Here is an 18,074-nt window from a genome sequence, read left to right on the forward strand (position 1 = left end):
CCCCTCCGCCGGCGTACCGGCTGGTGTCACCCGGCGTGGTGCCGGCGGCGCAGCACGGCCGCGCCGACCAGGGCCGCCACAGCCAGGGTGGCCAACGCCACCTCCGGCCACAACCCGACCCGGGTGGCCAGGGTGCGCCCGTCGTCCAGCCGCAGCTGCCGCACCACGACCGCCCGGGTGTTGAATCCGGTGGCGTCGCTTACCCGCCCGTCCGGGGCAACGAACCCGGACACCCCGACCGTGGAGGCCATCAACGCCGGCCGGCCGTGCTCGATCGCCCGCAACCGCACCATGGCCAACTGCTGCCGGGCCTCGGCCACGTCGAAGGTGGCGTTGTTGGTCTGCACCACCAGCAACTGGGCCCCACCGGTGACGGTGTCCCGCACCACCTCGTCGTAGGCGACCTCGAAACAGATCACGTCGCCGAGCACCGCCGCCCCGGTATCCAGCACCCCCGGCTCGGTGCCGGGCACGAAATCGGCACGTACCCGGTCGACCTGCTTGCTGACCATCCGGGCTAGATCGCGCATCGGCACGTACTCGGCGAACGGCACCGGATGCCGCTTCGTGTACAACTGCTCCAGGTCCGGGCCGGTGCCGGGCCGCCACAGGATCCCGGCGTTGCGGACCTCACCGTCGCCGGGGCCACGCAGCACCGCACCCACCAGGATCGGGGCGCCCACCGCGTCGGCGGCCTGCGAGATGCGCGCCCCGGCGTCGGTGTCGCGCAGCGGGTCGATGTCGCTGGAGTTCTCCGGCCACACCACCAGGTCGGGGCGGGGCCGCGCACCGGCGGCCACCTGCCCGGCCAACTCGATGGTGGCGTCGACGTGGTTGTTCAGCACCGCCTGCCGCTGGGCGTTGAAGTCCAACCCGAGCCGAGGCACGTTGCCCTGCACGATCGCCACCGTGACCGCGTCACCGTTCCCCGAGGCGGCCACCGGCACCAGCAGCCCCACCACCGGCACCGCGACCGCCGCGGCGAGCAACCCGGCCATCGGCACCCACCGCCGCCGCCCGTCCCACAGCCGCCACAGCGCCGCGGCGAGCAGCCCGCCGGTGAGCGCCACCGCGAACGTCACCAGCGGTGCGCCACCCCACGCCGCCAGCCGCAGCAGCGGCGAGTCGTCCTGGCTGAACGCCAGCCGCCCCCACGGGAACCCGCCGAACGGGGTGCGGTCCCGCAGTGCCTCCTGCCCCACCCACAACACCCCGGTGACCGCCGGCCAACTCCACCGCAACCGGTCCACCAACGGGGAGGCGTACGCGCCCGCCGCACCCAGCAACGCCAGATAGCCGGCCTGCAACAGCGACAGCAACACCCACGGCAGGTAGCCGGTGTGCAGGTTCGTCCAGCTCAACAGCGGCGCGAACAACGCCACCCCGGTCAGGAAACCCAACCCGGCACCGGCCCGCATCCGACGGCGGTGCGTCGCCGCGGCCAGCAACGCCACACCCAGCGGCGCGAGCGGCCACAGCCCGTACGGGGGGAACGCCAGCAGCAACGCCAGCCCGGCCGCCACCGCCATCGGCACGGCCACCCACAACGGCAGGGCCCGTCCCGCCCCGTCGGGCGTACCCGCCCGCCCTGCCGACGTCCGGCTGCTGTCCCCGGCCGGCGCCGGCACGTCACCCACGATCACGGGCCGAAGGCTACCCGCCCACGCGGTTCCCGCCCCGCCCGGCGGCACGTCCCGTCCCGTTACGGCCCGTCCGGGCGGTTCCTCCCCGCCCCGCCGCTCGGCGAGGGATCCGCACGCCGTCCAGGTGCGAACCGACGTCGACACGGCCCAGGCAGGCAACCCGCTCACCCAGCCGTCCCGTGGGGGCCCCACGGCCGGCCCCAGGCTCACCGGGCCACACACCGAGGGCCCGCCGAACACAAATCGGGGCGCGGCCTAAGCCGCGCCCCGATGCTCCCAGGCCCTTCCCGGCCGGTGGGGCGAGAATGAGCTGCGCCGACCTTCGGACCGACCCGACGTGGACTGGCTGCCCCCGCCTGGCCGTTGTCTACTGGCCGTGCACCTCACCCTGCCCGTACACCGGTAACCGCGGCCGGTTCGCGCCGCCCCGCCGACCCCCGCCCGCTGGACCTGGCCGCCGCGACACACTGCTCAAATTGTCGCTCGGCCAGCGGACGAAGGGACGAAGCGAACAACAGCCGCTTCCCGTAGTAGGACTCAAAGACGGTACGGCGTGGACCCCCGCCGCTGTCAACCCACCCGGGCCTGTCGTGTGATGTACCACGGCGTGTCGCGTCGGCGAGTCTCAATCCGTTGCCAGGTGCCGACACAGCAACGCCCCCGCCGCCTCCGGATGCTCGGCGGCCAGCAGCCCACCCGCCGCCAACACGTAGTCGGAGTCGACGACCGGCCGGGCCGCACGTGGCAGCGGCCACCCACCGGCGTGATCGCCCAGCACCGCACCCAGCACCCCGGCCGCGTCCGCGGGCGCCGCGTGCCGCAACACCCCACCCGAGCCCACCAACAGCCGCACGTCGCGCAGATCCCGACCGGCCCGCTCACCGGTGGCCGCCCCACGGGCATGCCGCCGCAACGCCACCGTCGCCGCCAGAGCCGCGATCCGCGCGTCCACCGCCCGATCCACATCCCCGACGGGCAGGAACCCCGGATCCCCGGCACGCACCGCCGCCCCCGCCGCCAGATCGTCGCATTGCGCGTCGCTCAACAGCCGCTCCTCGACCGCCGCCCGCACCACCCCCGGCGCACTCCACCGCATGCCCAGGTCCCCCTCGACGGTGCGGGCCCGCCACAACGACCCCGCCACCTCCCGCCCCGGCCCGGTGGCCCGCTCATCCGGCGTCAACACCGAATACACGTCGGTGGTGGCGCCACCCACATCCACCACCACCAGATCACCACCCAGGGTGTCGGCCAGCACCTCCACGCCCGTCAACACCGCGTCCGGGGTGGCCGCCCGCACCAGCCGCGCGAACCGCGACCCCCGCGACAACCGCTTCCCACCGATCACGTGCCGCAGGAACACCTCCCGGATCGCCGCCCGTGCCGACGCCGGCGCCAGAACCCCGATCCGCGGCAGCACGTTGTCCGCCACCGTCACCGGCACCCCCGCACCCGCCAGCACGGCATGCAGGTCGTCGCGGACGTCGACGTTGCCGGCCAGCACCACCGGCACCCGCCAGCGGGCCCGCGCCAGCCGCGTCGCGTTGTGCGTCAACGTCTCGGCGTCACCACCGTCGGTGCCACCCACCAACAGCACCACGTCCGGGCGGGCCGCCCGCAACCCCGCCAGCTCCGCCGCACCGAGGCGACCCGCCGCCACGTGCACCACGTTCGCACCCGCCGACAGACCCACCCGCCGGCCGGCCTGCGCGGTCACCAGCTGCTCGTAGCCCACCACCGCCAGCCGCAACCCACCACCGGCCGACGAACACACGAACCAGGGGGCATCACCCACACCCAGGCCAGCGGTGGCCGCACCCACGGCGGCGTCCAGTCCGTGCAGCACATCCGTGCCCACCGTCGTCGGCGCCGACGACGCCGCCACCAACGCGCCGACGTCGAGATCCACCACCGCCACCTTCGTGTACGTGGACCCGACGTCGGCGCAGACCGCGTACCTCACGCCACCGGCGGCACGACCACCGTGCCGGTCGCGGTGACCGCCACGATCGGCTCGTCGAGCACCTCCGCCGCCGACTCACCCCGATCCGGACGACCCCGGCACACCACCTTCGCCACGAAGTCGATCGTGCGGCTACGGGTACCCACCCGGGTCACCGTCGCCGTCACCTCCAACACGTCCCCGGCCCGCATCGCGTCACGAAACTGCACATCCGAGTACGACGCGAACAGCCCCTCGTCACCGTCGGTGCGGATACACACCTCCGTGGCCACATCCCCGAACAACCCCAACGCGTACGCCCCGTCCACCAGGTTGCCCGCGTAGTGGGCGTGCGAGTACGGCACATACCGGCGGTGCACAACACTCAGACCCACCCGGGAATCACTCATGCCTTCGCCTTCTTCTCCGTGATCAACGCATGCACCAGGTAACTCGCCACCTCACCCGGAGTGGTCCCCCGGCCGAAGATCCGATCCACACCCAACTCCCCGGTCATCTTCTCGTCGAACCGCGGCCCACCCACGATCAGCAACGGCCGACGCCCCGCCGGCATCGCCTCCCGGAACGCCGCCGACATCTCCCGCGTGTTGTGCAGATGTGCGTCACGCTGCGTCACCACCTGCGACACCAGCACCGCGTCAGCCCGCTCCGCCCGGGCCGCCTCCACCAGCTCCGGCACACTCACCTGCGCACCCAGGTTCGTGACCTTCAACTCCCGGTAGTACTCCAGCCCCTTCTCCCCGGCGATGCCCTTGACGTTGAGGATCGCGTCGATGCCCACCGTGTGCGCGTCCGTGCCGATGCACGCCCCCACCACCGACAACTTGCGCCGCAACCGTCGCTTCACCACCGCGTTGACGTCCTTGGCCGACAGCAGCGGAAAATCACGCTCCACCACCTGCACCGCCGACAGGTCCACCAGATGGTTCACCCGCCCATACACCACGAAGAACGTGAACCCGTCGCTCATCGGCTTGGCGTGCACCAGCATCGCCGGGTCGATGCCCATCTTGTTCGCCAACTGCACCGCCGCGCCCTCGGCCCGCTTGTCGTGCGGCACCGGCAACGTGAACGACACCTGCACCATGCCGTCACCGGTGGTGTCCCCGTACGGCCGGACGATCTTCTTCCCGGCGCCCGCACCGGCCTCGACGACGCTCACGCCCGTGCCACCTCTCCACCCACGGCCGCCGGCGCCTCCAGGATCTCCGTCGCCGGATTGAAGTAGTCGGCCTCGTGCCCGGCCACCCCCGCCAACCCCTTACCCCGGTCCGCCGGCCGCTTCATGATCCCGAACGTGCCCTCGGCGATCGCCGTCAGCAACGACTGGTCCCCGATCCGCTCCAACAGGTCGATCGCCTCACCCAACACCCGGTTGGCCCGCTGCTGGATGAACCCGCCCGGCGCCGGCACGAAGTCCTCGCGCAACCCACCAGCAGCCCCCAGTACATACCGCACGTTCTGCAGGGCGATGTCCCGATCCGACAACCACGGCGTCACCACCGCCTCGGTCATCATCCCCACCAGCAGAATCCCCTGACCGGTCATCGTCCCCACCAGATTGAAGAACCCGTCCAGCAGATTCCCCCGGAACACGTCCCCGGTCATGTGCTTCGTCGGCGGCATCCACTTCAACGGCGCATCCGGAAACAACTCCCGCGCCAACAACGCGTGCGCCAACTCCAACCGGAACGACTCCGGCACATCAGGGTTGATCTCGAACGCGTGCCCCAGGCCCAACTGCCAGTCCGCCAACCCCGCCTCGTGCGCGAAGAACTCGTTGAGCAACTGCGACACCGTCACCGTGTGCGCCTCGTCCACCGCATCCGCCGTGGTCAGATAGTTGTCCTCACCGGTGTTGATGATGATCCCCGCCCGCGCGTGCACCTGACGGGAAAACCGCTGGTCCACGAACGTACGGATCGGATTGATGTCCCGGAACAGAATCCCGTACATCGAATCGTTCAACATCATGTCCAGACGTTCCAGCCCGGCCAGCGTCGCCATCTCCGGCATGCACAGACCCGACGCGTAGTTCGTCAGCCGCACGTACCGGCCCAACTCCTTCGACGACTGATCCAACGCCGCCCGCATCAACCGGAAGTTCTCCTGCGTCGCGTACGTGCCCGCGAACCCCTCCCGGGTCGCCCCCTCCGGCACATAGTCCAGCAACGACTGCCCCGTCGACCGGATCACCGCGATGACATCCGCACCCGCCCGCGCCGCCGCCTGCGCCTGCGGAATGTCCTCATAGATGTCGCCCGTCGCCACGATCAGATAGATCCACGGCCGCTGCGCCGGATCCCCGAACCGCTTCACCAGCCGGTCCCGCTCCGCACGCCGCCGATCGATCGACCGGACCCCCGCGCCGACCGCCCGCCGCGCCGCCTTCCGCGCCGCGGTGGCCGCCTTCCCGGTCGGCACCTCGAACCGCACCGAACCGGCCGCCGCCTTCTGTGCCAGCAACGTCACATCGGCAATCTGCTCCCGAACCAGGGCGTCGAACACCGGCATCGCCACCCCGTGCCCCAACCCCACGTCCGCGACCACCGCGTCCACCAGCCGGTTCACCCACGGAATGCCATCCGGGTCGGCACCGGTCACCCCGGCCAGCCGCAACACCGCCCGCTCCACCGACACCGTCGTGTGGCTGCGCGCCAGATCCACCACCGGCTGCCCGGCACGACGCGCCAACTCCCGCGCCCGCCTCACCAACCGCGGATCAAGATCAAGCTTGCCGGTCACACCATCACCCCGCCCCGCCCGACGACGGCGCCACGCGCCACCCGTGCCATACCGATGGTTCGCTCGCTCACGAAGACCCTTCCTCGTAGATCACGTCACCGCGCAACACCGTGCGCCGACACACCGGCAGCGGCGTCGGATCCCCCGGACCACGCGCCTCCGGATCCTGCGCCAACAACACCGGCAAACCCCGATCCACCCCCGCCGGCGTCGACCACACCGCGAACGTCGCCGGCGCCCCCAACGCCAACACACCCTCGTTGTCCAGGCGCACCGCCCGCCACCCACCACGGGTGTGCGCCGCGAACGCCGCCCGCACACTCATCCGCTGCGTCGGACTGTGGTGCCACACCGCCGCCCGCACCGAACCCCACGGATCCAGCGGCGTCACCGGCGAATCCGACCCGAACGCCAACGCCACCCCGACGCCGTGCATCGCCCCCATCGGATTCGACTCCAACGACCGGTCCAGGCCCAGCCGCGACTCGTACATCCGACCCGCGCCACCCCACAACCGGTCGAACGCCGGCTGCATACTCGCCACGATCCCGTACTCCACGAAACCAGCGATCAGCCGCTTGCTCATGATCTCCGCGTGCTCGATCCGATGCCGCGCCGCCCGCACCCGATCCGTGCCCAGCTTCTCCGCCGCCCCCGCGAAACCCTCCAGCACCGTCGAGATCGCCGCGTCACCGATCGCGTGGAACCCGCCCTGCATGCCGTGCGCCGCACAGTCCAACAGGTGATCACGCACCTGCTCCGCACTGACGTACCCGTGCCCGCAGCCCCCGTCCCCGTCCAGGTACTCCCGCGACACGTGCGCCGTACGCGACCCCAACGCCCCGTCGGCGAACAGATCACCCCCCGCCCCTACCGCACCCAACTCCCGGGCCCGCGCCGCACCCAGCAGCTCACCCCAGTAGCCGTACACCTCCGCCACGCCATCCCCCGACAGCGCCAACAGACCCGTGAAATCCTCCTCGCCGGAGATCTCCGGACCACCACACTCGTGCACCGCCGCGACACCCAGCGACGCCGCCCGCGCCAACGCCGCCCGCTGCACCGCCACCCGCTGCGCCCGCGACACCGACCCGAACGCCGCCGCCCGCACCACATGGTGCGCGTCCCGCCGCAACCACCCCGACGCGTCATACCCCGACGCCGACACCACCTCCGGACACGCCGCCAGCAACGCCGCCGACACCAACGCCGAATGGATCGACGCCTGCGAAAGATAGAGCCGCCGCGCCCCGGCCACCCGATCCAACGTCACCGCGTCCGGCAACTCCGGCACCGGCCAGCCCGACTCGTCCCAGCCGTGCCCCAACACCACCGCATCCGACGGCAACCCCGCCGCGAACCCCGCCACCGCGTCCAGCAACTCCGCCGCCGACCGCACCGCCGACAGATCCAGCCCCGACAACGCCAACCCCGTGTCGGTGGCGTGCACGTGCGAGTCCACGAACGCCGGCGTCACCAACGCCCCGCCAAGATCCACCACCCGGTCGGCAGCCGGCGCGTCCGCGTCCACCCCCAGCCAGGTGATCCTGCCACCGCTCACCAGCAGAGCCGTCGCACTCGGATCGGCCGGGCAGTGCAGCGTCCCGCCGCGGTACAGAGTCGAGGGGTTCGTCATGACCATCAGTCTGCCGCCAACCGCGCCTCGAACAACGCCCGCACCCCCGACTCCGACCGCAGCAGACCCAGCGCGAACTCCGCGTGCCCCGGCACATAACCGTTGCCGACCAGCATCGTCACGTCCGCCGCCAGACCCTCCGCCCCCAACGCCGCCGCCGCGAAACTCGTCGCCATCGAAAAGAAGACCACCGTGCCACCATCGGCCGTCGCCAACACCGCACCGTGCTCGCAGCCCGGCACGTCCACGCAGACCACCGTCACGTCCGCCGGCGCCCCCAACGCCGTAGTCACCGCCGTCGACAACGCCACCGGATCCCGGGCATCGGCCAACGCCACCGCGTCCGCCACCCCCACCGCCACCAGCGCGTCGCGCTCCGCGACCACCGGCACCACCCCGACCGTACGGGCGGCACCCGAACGCCGCGCCGCGGCCAGCGACAGCGACCCGCTCTTGCCCGCGCCACCGATCACCGCCACCCGCACCGGCGTCGGATCCCCCGCCCGCTCCCGCTCCGCCACGTACCGCGACACCACCCGCGCCGTCAACGCAGGCGCGCCACACACGTCCAGCACCGCCAGCGACAACTGCGGATCCAGATCCGCCGGCAGCACCGCCGCGATCGACCGCGCGAACAGGATCGCGTACCCGTCGCACGGCACCTGCTCGCTGCGCCCGTCCCAGCGGGCCAACCCGTCGAGGATCGTCAGCGGCGTCAACGTCAGCGACACCAGGGTCGCCACCCGGTCCCCCGCCTTCAGCCCCAGCGGGGAACGCCGCCCCGCCTCGTCCACCGTGCCGATCAGCATCCCGCCCGACCCGGTCACCGGGTTTTGCATCTTCCCCCGGGTGGACACGATCTCCAGCACCTCGGCGCGCACCGCGTCGCCGTCCCCGCCGTGCTTCTCCCACAGCTGTCGGAAGCTCGCCGCGTCCAGGTTCAACCGCTCCACCCGGATCCGCACCTCGTTCGGCGCGATCTCCGGACGCGCGTCCAGCCGCCACGCCGCCTGCGGCAGCACCCCCGCCGGTTCGACAACGCGGTGCAGACCCACCGGTGACGTCACGCCGACCTCCCCCTGTCATGCCGCTCGAAGCCCCGGCCAGGACTCGCGTAGCGGGAAAACTTACGGCAGACTAATTTCTTCGCCGGATATTTTCCAGTAGCCTTCGGGGCCGCTGATCAAATCGCACACTTCGAGGAGGGGCCGTGACCCAGACCCAACCGGTGGAGACCATGCCTGCGCCCCGCCCCGCGCCGGTCGCGGTCCCCACCACCGGACAGCCCTACGAATACCGCCGCGCGCCCCTCGTCGAACCCGACTGGACCCGCTTCCCCGGCTGGCGCCACATCACCCGCGAGCAGTGGGAAAACGCACAGTGGCAGCGCGTCAACTGCGTCAAGAACATCAAGCAGCTGCGCACCGTCCTCGGCGACGGGGTGGACGAGTCCTTCTACGCCGACCTTGAGGCCGACCAGAAGGCCCTGGCCACCATGTCGATGCTGGTGCCGCCGCAGATGATCAACACCATGGTCCCGTCCGCGCTGATGACCACCGAGGCGTTTCTCGCCGACCCGATCCGGCGCTACATGATCCCCGTCGCCTCCGACCGGCGCACCGACTGGCCCTCCCACCCGTACGCCAGCCGCGACTCCCTGCACGAACACGACATGTGGGTCGCCGAGGGCCTCACCCACCGCTACCCCACCAAGGTCCTCGCCGAGCTGCTCTCCACCTGCCCGCAGTACTGCGGGCACTGCACCCGCATGGACCTCGTCGGCAACTCCACCCCCGCTGTCGACAAGCTCAAACTGACCCTCAAGCCCGTCGACCGCTACGACGCCCACATCGGCTACCTCAAGGCCCACCCCGGCGTCCGTGACGTCGTCGTCTCCGGCGGCGACGTGGCGAACGTCCCGTGGAAGAACCTCGAGTCCTACCTGATGCGGCTGCTGGAGATCGAGACCATCCGCGACATCCGGCTCGCCACCAAGGCCCTCATGGGCCTGCCCCAGCACTGGCTCCAGCCCGACGTCGTCGAGGGTCTCGAACGGGTCGCCCGCACCGCCGCCCGCCGCGGCGTCAACCTTGCCATCCACACCCACGTCAACCACGCCCAGTCGATCACTCCGCTGGTCGCCAGGGCCGCACAGACCGCCCTCGACGTCGGCGTCCGCGACGTACGCAACCAGGGCGTGCTCATGCGTGGCGTGAACGCCACCACCCCCGATCTGCTCGACCTCTGCTTCGCCCTCCAGGGCGAGGCGGGCATCCTGCCGTACTACTTCTACATGTGCGACATGATCCCCAACGCCGAGCACTGGCGGGTTCCGGTCTGGCACGCCCAGCAGCTCCAGCACGACATCATGGGCTACCTGCCCGGCTACGCCACCCCGCGCATCGTCTGCGACGTCCCGTTCGTCGGCAAGCGCTGGGTGCACATGCTCACCGAGTACGACCGCGACCGCGGCATCTCGTACTGGACGAAGAACTACCGCACCTCGATCGAGTCCGCCGACGCGGAAGCGCTGAACAAGCGTCACGCCTACTACGACCCGATCGACACCCTGCCCGAGACCGGCCAGCAGTGGTGGGCCGCGCACCGCAACGACTGATCGACCCGTACTCCCGTCAACCCCGCAGCCGGCGGATCGGCTGCGGGGTTGACGCTTTCCGGGACCCCACCCGGCGCTGTGGCGGCCCCTTCAGCCGAACCCGGGCCGCCACAGCGCACCTGAGTCACTTCTTGAAGGCGTCCTTCACGTCGCGGCCGGCGTCCTTGACGTGCTCGCCGGCCTGCCGGGCCCGGGCGTCGCCCTGCTGCGTCGCGCCCTCGCCGCGCATCCGCTCGTTGTCGGTGGCTTCGCCGATCCGTTCCTTGGCGGCACCGGCAAGCTGCTCAGCCTTGTTCTTCGCCTTGTCGGTGAAGCTCATGTCGCCTCCTCCGCGTCGGGCCGGGACTCCCCCGGCCCCTGGCTGATCGGGTGCCCGGGGTCGGCTGCCGGAAACGTCGTTGCGTCGTCATGATGGGGCGCACACCCGCTACGGCATCCTAGGACACTAGGGGAACGGTGGGTGGGGAGCGTCTGATTGACTGGACGAATGGGAGAGATCCTGCTGATCCGGCACGGCGAGACCACCTGGAGTGCCAGCCGCCGGCACACCTCGTACACCGACCTCCAGCTCACCCCCGACGGCGAACGGCAGGCCCGCGCCGTCGGACGGTTCCTCGCCGGCCGGCGCCTGGCCGCGGTCCTGACCAGCCCCCGCGCCCGGGCGCTGCGCACCGCGCGGCTCGCCGGCCTCACGGTCACCGGCACGGTCGACGACCTGGCCGAGTGGAACTACGGCGAGTACGAGGGGCGCACCACCGCCGACATCCGCGACGACCATCCGAGCTGGTCCATCTGGACCGACGGCTGCCCCGGCGGGGAGTCGCCCAACCAGGTCGGCGAGCGTCTCGACCGGGTGCTCGCCCGGGTCCACCCGCTGCTCGACCGGGGCACCGTCGCCCTCGTCGGGCACGCGCACAGCCTGCGCGTGCTCGGCGCCCGCTGGGTCGGCCTACCGCCGTCCGCCGGCGGGCTGCTGCGGCTCGACACCGCCACCCTCAGCGTGCTCGGCCACGAGCACGGCCGACGGGTCATCCTGCGGTGGAACCAGCCGATTCCCCCGACGCCCGGGAACGCACCCGAACCTGGAGCTCGGCACTGATCTTCGGCGGCCGGGTCTCGTACGGCGTCGACAGCACCACCGTCGTGCGGGTGGTCACGTTCGCCGCCGTCCGGATCTCCTGGAGCAGCCGCTCCAGGTCAGCCGGGCTGGCCACCCGCACCAGCAGGAGATAGAAGTCCTCCCCCGCCACCGAGTAGCACGAGTCGATCTCGGGCAGGTGGGCCAGCCGCTCCGGAGCGTCGTCAGGCTGCGACGGGTCGAACGGACGGATCGCCACGAACGCGGTCAGCGGCAGGTCGAGAGCCTCGAAGGAGACCCGGGCGGCATACCCCTTGATCACGCCGCGCTGCTCCAGGCGGCGCACCCGCTGGTGCACGGCGGAGACCGACAGGCCCACCTTCTCCGCCAGATCCGTGTACGACAGCCGACCGTCAGCGGTCAGCGCGGCGATGATGGCGCGGTCGATCTCCTCCACGGCGTGCAACCTACCGGGAAAACCGCTTCGCGGCGACGACGTGGCCCGCCGGCGCGACGCGGCACACATGCCGCGCCGGCCGGATGTCGCCCCGTCAGCCCTTCGCGAGCGCCCGGAAGATGACCAGTCGCTGGATCTGGTTGGTGCCCTCGACGATCTGGAGCACCTTGGCCTCGCGCATGTACCGCTCCACCGGGTGGTCGGCCACGTAGCCGGCTCCGCCGAGCACCTGCACCGCGTCGGTGGTCACCCGCATCGCCATGTCGGTCGCGAAGAGCTTCGCCTTCGCCGCCTCGATCGAGTACGGCCGGCCGGCGTCGCGCAGCCGGGCCGCGGCCAGCATCAACGCCCGGGCCGCGGAGATCTGGGTGGCCGAGTCGGCGAGCATGAAGCCCAGCCCCTGGAAGTCGATGATCGCCTTGCCGAACTGCTGCCGCTCCCGGGCGTAGCCGACCGCGTAGTCCAGCGCCGCCTGGGCCAACCCGACCGCGCAGGCGGCGATGCCGAGGCGCCCCGAGTCGAGGGCGGACATGGCGATGGTGAAGCCCGCGCCCTCGCCGCCGATCAACCGCTCGGCCGGCACCCGGGCCGAGTCGAAGGCGATCTGCGCCACCGGGGAGGCGCGCAGCCCCATCGTCCGTTCCGCCGCCTGCGGCACGATGCCGGGCGTGGTGCGGTCGGCCAGCAGGCATGAGATGCCCTTCGGGCCGGGGCCGCCGGTGCGGCAGAAGATGTCGTAGAAGTCCGCCGTCCGGGCGTGGGTGATCCACGCCTTGGTGCCGTCGACCACGTAGGAGTCGCCGTCGCGTACGGCCTTCGTGGTCAACGCGGCGGCGTCCGACCCGCCCTGCGGCTCCGAGAGGCAGTACGCCCCGAGCAGCTCCCCGCCGATCATGTCGGGCAGCAGCTTGCGTTGCTCGTTCGTGCCGAACTGGGCCAGGGGGTAGCAGGACAGGGTGTGCACGCTGACCGCCTCGGCGACCGCAAGCCATCGGCTGGCCAGGATCTCCAGCACCTGGAGGTAGACCTCGTAGGGCTGGGCGGCGCCGCCGTGCTCCTCGGCGTAGGGCAGGCCGAGCAGGCCGGCCCGGCCCAGGGTGCGCAGCACCTCGCGGGGGAACTCGGCGCGCTCCTCGAACGCGACGGCCTGGGGCGCGAGCTCCCGGTCGGCGAGTTCGGTGGCGAGGTCGAGCAGGTCGTGGGCCTCGTCGGTGGGGAGGATCCGGTCGACAGTCATAGCGCGATGAGCTCCGTGGGGGTGGTGTTGAGCCGTTGCACGCCGTCCGTGGTGCAGACGACGATGTCCTCGATGCGGGCGCCGTGCCGGCCCGCCAGGTAGATGCCCGGTTCGACGGAGAACGCCATCCCCGCCGCCAGAGCGCGGGCGTTGCCGGCCACCACGTAGGGCTCCTCATGGCCGTCCAGACCGATGCCGTGACCGGTGCGGTGCAGGAACGCCGCGCCGAAGCCAGCGGCGGCGATCGGCTCCCGGGCCGCGGCGTCGACGGCCTCGGCGGTCACCCCGGGGCGGACCGCGGCGACCGCGGCCCGCTGGGCGGCGTGCAGCACCGCGTAGTAGTCGACGAACTCGGCGGGCGCCGGGGCGCCGGCGACGTACGTGCGGGTGCAGTCGGAGCGGTAGCCCGAGGGCATGGTGCCGCCGATGTCGACCACGACTGGTTCGCCGGCGCCGATCGGCCGGTCGGAGGTGCCGTGGTGCGGGCTGGCGCCGTTCGGACCGGCGGCGACGATCACGAAGTCCACGGTGACGTGGCCGGCGGCCCGGATCGCCGCGGCGATGTCGGCGCCCACCTCCGCCTCGGTGCGTCCCGGGCGCAGCCACTCCCCCATCCGCCGGTGCACGGCGTCGATCGCCGCGCCCGCCTCGGCAAGCGCCGCGACCTCGGCCGGGGACTTACGCACGCGCATCTCGCGCAGCACCTCGGAGGCCAGCCGCTGGGCGGCGCCGGGCAGCGCCGCGCGCAGGGCGAGGACCTGCTCGGCCCACATCCGTTCGGCCAGCCCGACGGCCGTCACCGGCCCGCCGAGCGCGGCGACGAGCAGCGGGTACGGGTCGGAGCCGTCGGCATGGTCGACGATTCGTACGCCGGTGGCCGGCGCCGGGGACGCCTCGGCGGCCGGCCGTTCCAGGGTGGGCACGATCAGGGTCGGCTCGCCCTCGGCCGGCAGCACCAGGCAGGTCAGCCGCTCCCCCTCATGCGCGTCGTAGCCGGTCAGATAGCGCAGGTCTGAGCCGGGGCTGAGCAGCAGCGCGTCCAGGCCCGCGGCGACGGTGGCGCGCCGGGCATCGGCCAGCCGCCGTGGCGGATATAGCTCGTCGGATCCCACCCGGTCAGCTTAACGGTCGTTCGGGCACGGGCGCAGCCGCCCGACGCCTCGGGAAACGCTCTCCAATGGACCGGCGATGTCAACGCGGTGCAGTACGCCAAGGTCAGTTCGACCCGTCCGCCGCGACCGGCAGCGCGGCGGCGACCCGACGAACCCGGCGCGCATGGGTCAGTACGTCCACGCTGCCGACGTACTGGTCCACCGCGCCGACGGGCGGTCGCTCCCGCAGCGCCGGGTCGGTGATGGCGGCACACAGCGCGGAGGCGATCCGACCAGCGTCCAGGACCAGGAACGGCCGCCGGTGGAACGGCCGGGGCCGGGCGCGCACCGGGGCCGCCAGCCGGGTGTCGTCGGTCCAGGCGGCGAGCGCCTCCAGCGCCCGGACCAGGCCGTCCTCCCGGCTCGGCCAGTCGCCCGGGCCGAGCGCGTCGGCCAGGGACGCGACCAGGGGCGCCGCGCCGGGCAACCGGGCGAACAGCGTCCCCAGCCACTTGTCGTACGGCGGCCAGTGGCGGTGCAGCAGCAGGCCGAGTCGCATCAGGTCCCGGGCCAGCCCGGCGGTGACCACCCGACTGCCGAGGTCGTCGCCGGTCTCGGCACAGCGGCCGGGCAGGTGTTCGGCCTGGGCGACGCGAGTCCACGCGGCGGCGAGCACGTGCCGCCACACGTCGTCCGGATACCATGCCAGCGTCGCCCGCGCTCCGCTCAGCGCGCCGCCGAGGCCGTCGTGGAAGACCTCGCCGCCGGTCACCTCGGCCAGCCGCTGGGTCGGCGTGGCCAACCAGTCCGCCGTGCTGACGCCGGCGGCGGGGTCGAAGCCCAGCCGGTCACGCCACCAGCCGCCCAGCTCGTGGATCGTGACGCCGTGGCGACTACCCGCCCGGTCGGCGACGCCCAGCCTGCCCTCCCCGGTGAACCGGGCCGGCCAGCCGAGGAACTCCGCCGGCAGGTCGGCGTCCAGCACCGCGCGCAGGTGCGGGATCCACGCCGCGTCGGACGCGGCGACGAAGAGCTGCCCGCGCGGCCCCCAGTCGTGATCCGTGGAGCGCGAGGTGTCCAGGCCGAGCAGCTCGGAGCCGCCGTCGAGCAACCCGGCCGCGTACCGCAGGCCGGGAAGGCGGCGGCGCAGGATCGGGGCGAGCGCCTCGTCGTGGAACCGGCGGGCGAGCGTCAGGCCCGCAACGAACGTCACACCGGCAAGTCTGCGGCCGGAGGCAGCGGGCTCGCAGCCCGGTTCCGCCGCCGGCGGCCGTACGCGTCGATAGGCTGGGCGCGGACGGGTCGCCGACGGGAAGGACCGACCACCGTGGCACCGACGGACCGGGAACGCGTCGCGGCCCGACGCCGTCGGCTGCTCTGGGCGGGGATCCTCGCCGTGGCGGGCCTGGTGCTGCTGGCCGTCGGCCTGACCGTCGCGGACGGCACGGCGGCCTGGCTCGAGGTGGCGGTCGCGATCGTGCTGCTGCTCGCCAGCTACGGCCTGCAGTACGTGGCCCGTCGCGAAACGCTCCACGGCGACGACGACCGCCCCTGACCGGCCGCGCCGTACCCCGATTGTCGGTGGGGTGTGCCAGGCTGTCGGGCGTGGCACAGCGACCCCCGATCATGCTCATCGACGCGCCCAGCCTCTACTTCCGGGCCTACTTCGGCATTCCCGAGTCCGCGGCCCGGGCCGCCGACGGCAGCCCCGTCAACGCGGTGCGCGGCTTCCTCGACATGTTGGCGACCCTGATCCGCACCCGCCGGCCCGACCGGATGGTCTGCGCGATGGACCACGACTGGCGGCCCGAGTGGCGGGTGGCGCTGCTGCCGTCCTACAAGGCGCACCGGGTGGCCACCGAGGGCGGCGAGGTGGTGCCCGACACGCTCAGCCCGCAGGTGCCGCTCATCCTCGAGGTGCTCGACGCCGTCGGCATCGCCCACGTCGGCGCGACCGGCTATGAGGCCGACGACGTGCTCGGCACCCTCTCGGTGACCCAGCCGGCGCCGGTCGAGGTGGTCTCCGGCGACCGCGACCTGTTCCAGCTCGTCGACGACGCCCGCCCGGTGCGGCTGCTCTACGTCGGGCGGGGCGTGGCCAAGCTGGACGACTGCGACGATGCCGCTGTGCGCGCCCGCTACGGGGTGCCGGCGGACCGCTACGCCGACTTCGCCGCCCTGCGGGGCGACCCCAGTGACGGGCTGCCCGGGGTGGCGGGCGTGGGCGAGAAGACGGCCGCCCGGCTGGTCGAGCGGTACGGCGACATAGCGGGCATCCTGGCCGCCCTGGACGAGCCGGACTCCGGCTTCGCCCCCGGGCTGCGCACCAAGCTCGTCGCCGCGCGGGACTACCTGGCCGTCGCGCCGAAGGTGGTCCGGGTCGCCCTCGACGTGCCGCTGCCCGCGCTGGCCACCGAGCTGCCGACCGCCCCGGCCGACCCTGACCGGCTGCTGGAGTTGGCCGGCGAGTGGAACCTGGCCGGTTCGGCCCGCCGCCTCGTCGACGCCCTCGCCCAGCGGGCCTGACCGACACGCGGCCGACCGCCGGGCCCGAAGCCGCCAATGGCCGGCCCGGCACGGCGGCCGGTCCAGCTCGACGACCAGACCGTCCCGCTCCCCCGCTGGGCGGGCCCGAGATCGAACGGGCCCGAGACCGAGGGCGAGACCCGGCCGAGCCCGTGCCCGGTGGGACGGGACCGGGGTTCAGCGCGGCGGGTTGTCCCGGCGGGACGGGAACGGGGTGCCCGGCCGGCCGAGCGTGGACCGGGCCCGCAGCCCCACCGGGTCCGGTGCCACCACCGGCGGCGCCTCGGCCGGCGCCGGTCCCCGCAGGGTGTCGAAGTACGCCGCAGCCGCCCGGTCCTCGGCGGTGGGGGCGGCGAGCAGCGCGTAGACCAGCCCGACGACGCCGAACACCACCGCGAGGATGATCGGCACCAGCAGGGTGCTGACGCCGGCCCCGGCCACGTCGCCCTGCCCGGCGTGCCTGTGCACCGACATGGCGCTCATGCCGGTGAAGTGCATGCCGTTGACCGCGACGCCCATCACCAACGCCGAGCCGACGATCGCCAGCCCCCGGCGGACGGTCATGGCCAGCCAGAGCGCCACGGTGGCCGCGCCCACCGCGATCGCGACCGACAGCACGACCCGGGTGGTGTCGTACTCGATCCGGCCGCTGAGCCGCATGGCCGCCATGCCGGTGTAGTGCATCGCGGCGACCCCCGCGCCGGTGAACAGGCCCCCGGCGATCAGCCGCACCACGGAGAACCGCCCGGTGCCGACGATGGCCAGGCCGATGCCGACCGCGATCACCGCGATCACCGCGCTGGCCATGGTGACCGGCACGTCGTACCGGATCCGGGTGCCCTCGACGGCGAAGCCGAGCATCGCCATGAAGTGCATGGTCCAGATGGCGGTGCCGCCGATGGCCCAGGCCGCCAGGGTTCCCCACCAGGCGCGCTGACCCGCGCTGCCCGCAGTGCGGATCCGACCCGCGCAGATCAGGCCCAGGGCCGAGCCCAGCACCGAGAGCGCGTAGCTGAGCGCGGGAGTGATCCACCCGTACTCAAAGTGATTGATCTCCGCCACGGTGGCCTTCTCCCAGATC

The 18,074-nt window shown here is 72.6% G+C and carries 16 protein-coding genes and 1 pseudogene; 4 read left to right on the plus strand and 13 right to left on the minus strand.

Going from position 1 to position 18,074, the window contains the following annotated elements:
* The 7 genes and pseudogenes from lnt to kdd form a co-directional block, all read right to left on the minus strand.
* Positions 1–1,691 (minus strand): annotated as a pseudogene (lnt, locus tag GA0070608_RS25355) (apolipoprotein N-acyltransferase); the annotation flags it as partial.
* Positions 1,692–2,268: 577 nt separating this feature from the next.
* Positions 2,269–3,606 (minus strand): glutamate mutase L, encoded by a 1,338-nt coding sequence (locus GA0070608_RS25360; protein ID WP_091630972.1) that lies wholly within the window; start codon positions 3,604–3,606, stop codon positions 2,269–2,271.
* A complete protein-coding gene (gene kal, locus GA0070608_RS25365; protein WP_091630973.1) occupies positions 3,603–3,995 on the minus strand; it encodes a 3-aminobutyryl-CoA ammonia lyase in 393 nt (130 codons plus the stop codon). Before kal ends, GA0070608_RS25360 begins: the two co-directional genes overlap by 4 nt.
* Positions 3,992–4,768 (minus strand): lysine 5,6-aminomutase subunit beta, encoded by a 777-nt coding sequence (gene kamE, locus GA0070608_RS25370; protein ID WP_091630974.1) that lies wholly within the window; start codon positions 4,766–4,768, stop codon positions 3,992–3,994. The genes kal and kamE overlap by 4 nt, the downstream gene beginning before the upstream one ends.
* Positions 4,765–6,351, minus strand: a complete 1,587-nt coding sequence (gene kamD / locus GA0070608_RS25375) for a lysine 5,6-aminomutase subunit alpha (RefSeq protein WP_091630975.1) — start codon at positions 6,349–6,351, stop codon at positions 4,765–4,767. The genes kamE and kamD overlap by 4 nt, the downstream gene beginning before the upstream one ends.
* Positions 6,352–6,418: 67 nt before the next feature.
* Complete coding sequence (locus tag GA0070608_RS25380; RefSeq protein ID WP_091636150.1) at positions 6,419–7,987, minus strand: amidohydrolase; 1,569 nt, start codon at positions 7,985–7,987, stop codon at positions 6,419–6,421.
* A 5-nt stretch (positions 7,988–7,992) separates the two neighbouring features.
* Positions 7,993–9,054: an L-erythro-3,5-diaminohexanoate dehydrogenase gene (gene kdd / locus GA0070608_RS25385; RefSeq protein ID WP_091630976.1), complete on the minus strand. Its 1,062-nt coding sequence runs from the start codon at positions 9,052–9,054 to the stop codon at positions 7,993–7,995.
* A 143-nt stretch (positions 9,055–9,197) separates the two neighbouring features.
* Between kdd and GA0070608_RS25390 the strand changes: the two genes are divergently transcribed.
* Positions 9,198–10,604: a KamA family radical SAM protein gene (locus tag GA0070608_RS25390; protein WP_091630977.1), complete on the plus strand. Its 1,407-nt coding sequence runs from the start codon at positions 9,198–9,200 to the stop codon at positions 10,602–10,604.
* Between the two features lie 124 nt (positions 10,605–10,728).
* Here GA0070608_RS25390 and GA0070608_RS25395 read toward each other — a convergent pair whose 3' ends face one another.
* On the minus strand, positions 10,729–10,923 hold the full coding sequence (locus GA0070608_RS25395; protein WP_091630978.1) for a CsbD family protein: 195 nt from the start codon (positions 10,921–10,923) through the stop codon (positions 10,729–10,731).
* 168 nt (positions 10,924–11,091) lie between these two features.
* On the opposite strand from GA0070608_RS25395, the gene GA0070608_RS25400 reads away from it, so the two are divergent.
* A complete protein-coding gene (locus tag GA0070608_RS25400; RefSeq protein ID WP_091630979.1) occupies positions 11,092–11,703 on the plus strand; it encodes a histidine phosphatase family protein in 612 nt (203 codons plus the stop codon).
* On the opposite strand, the gene GA0070608_RS25405 is transcribed toward GA0070608_RS25400, so the two are convergent.
* The 4 genes from GA0070608_RS25405 to GA0070608_RS25420 form a co-directional block, all read right to left on the minus strand.
* A complete protein-coding gene (locus GA0070608_RS25405; RefSeq protein WP_091630980.1) occupies positions 11,633–12,139 on the minus strand; it encodes an Lrp/AsnC family transcriptional regulator in 507 nt (168 codons plus the stop codon). The two genes, GA0070608_RS25400 and GA0070608_RS25405, sit on opposite strands and share 71 nt — an antisense overlap.
* A gap of 94 nt (positions 12,140–12,233) precedes the next feature.
* Entirely contained in the window at positions 12,234–13,376 is a 1,143-nt protein-coding gene (locus tag GA0070608_RS25410) for an acyl-CoA dehydrogenase family protein (RefSeq protein ID WP_091630981.1), read from the minus strand.
* Entirely contained in the window at positions 13,373–14,488 is a 1,116-nt protein-coding gene (locus GA0070608_RS25415) for a M24 family metallopeptidase (protein ID WP_091630982.1), read from the minus strand. Before GA0070608_RS25415 ends, GA0070608_RS25410 begins: the two co-directional genes overlap by 4 nt.
* A 103-nt stretch (positions 14,489–14,591) precedes the next feature.
* A complete protein-coding gene (locus tag GA0070608_RS25420) occupies positions 14,592–15,680 on the minus strand; it encodes a DUF4037 domain-containing protein (protein WP_091630983.1) in 1,089 nt (362 codons plus the stop codon).
* 114 nt (positions 15,681–15,794) lie between these two features.
* Between GA0070608_RS25420 and GA0070608_RS25425 the strand changes: the two genes are divergently transcribed.
* Together GA0070608_RS25425 and GA0070608_RS25430 are read left to right on the plus strand one after the other, a co-directional pair.
* On the plus strand, positions 15,795–16,022 hold the full coding sequence (locus tag GA0070608_RS25425) for a hypothetical protein (RefSeq protein ID WP_091630984.1): 228 nt from the start codon (positions 15,795–15,797) through the stop codon (positions 16,020–16,022).
* A 71-nt stretch (positions 16,023–16,093) separates the two neighbouring features.
* Positions 16,094–16,993 carry a 5'-3' exonuclease gene (locus GA0070608_RS25430; protein ID WP_176734004.1) on the plus strand — a complete coding sequence of 300 codons (900 nt, stop codon included), beginning with the start codon at positions 16,094–16,096 and terminating at the stop codon, positions 16,991–16,993.
* 177 nt (positions 16,994–17,170) lie between these two features.
* On the opposite strand, the gene GA0070608_RS25435 is transcribed toward GA0070608_RS25430, so the two are convergent.
* Positions 17,171–18,055: an MHYT domain-containing protein gene (locus tag GA0070608_RS25435; RefSeq protein WP_091630986.1), complete on the minus strand. Its 885-nt coding sequence runs from the start codon at positions 18,053–18,055 to the stop codon at positions 17,171–17,173.
* Positions 18,056–18,074 lie beyond the last annotated feature (19 nt).

It is taken from the genome of Micromonospora peucetia, from assembly GCF_900091625.1.
GTDB classification, from domain to species: domain Bacteria; phylum Actinomycetota; class Actinomycetes; order Mycobacteriales; family Micromonosporaceae; genus Micromonospora; species Micromonospora peucetia.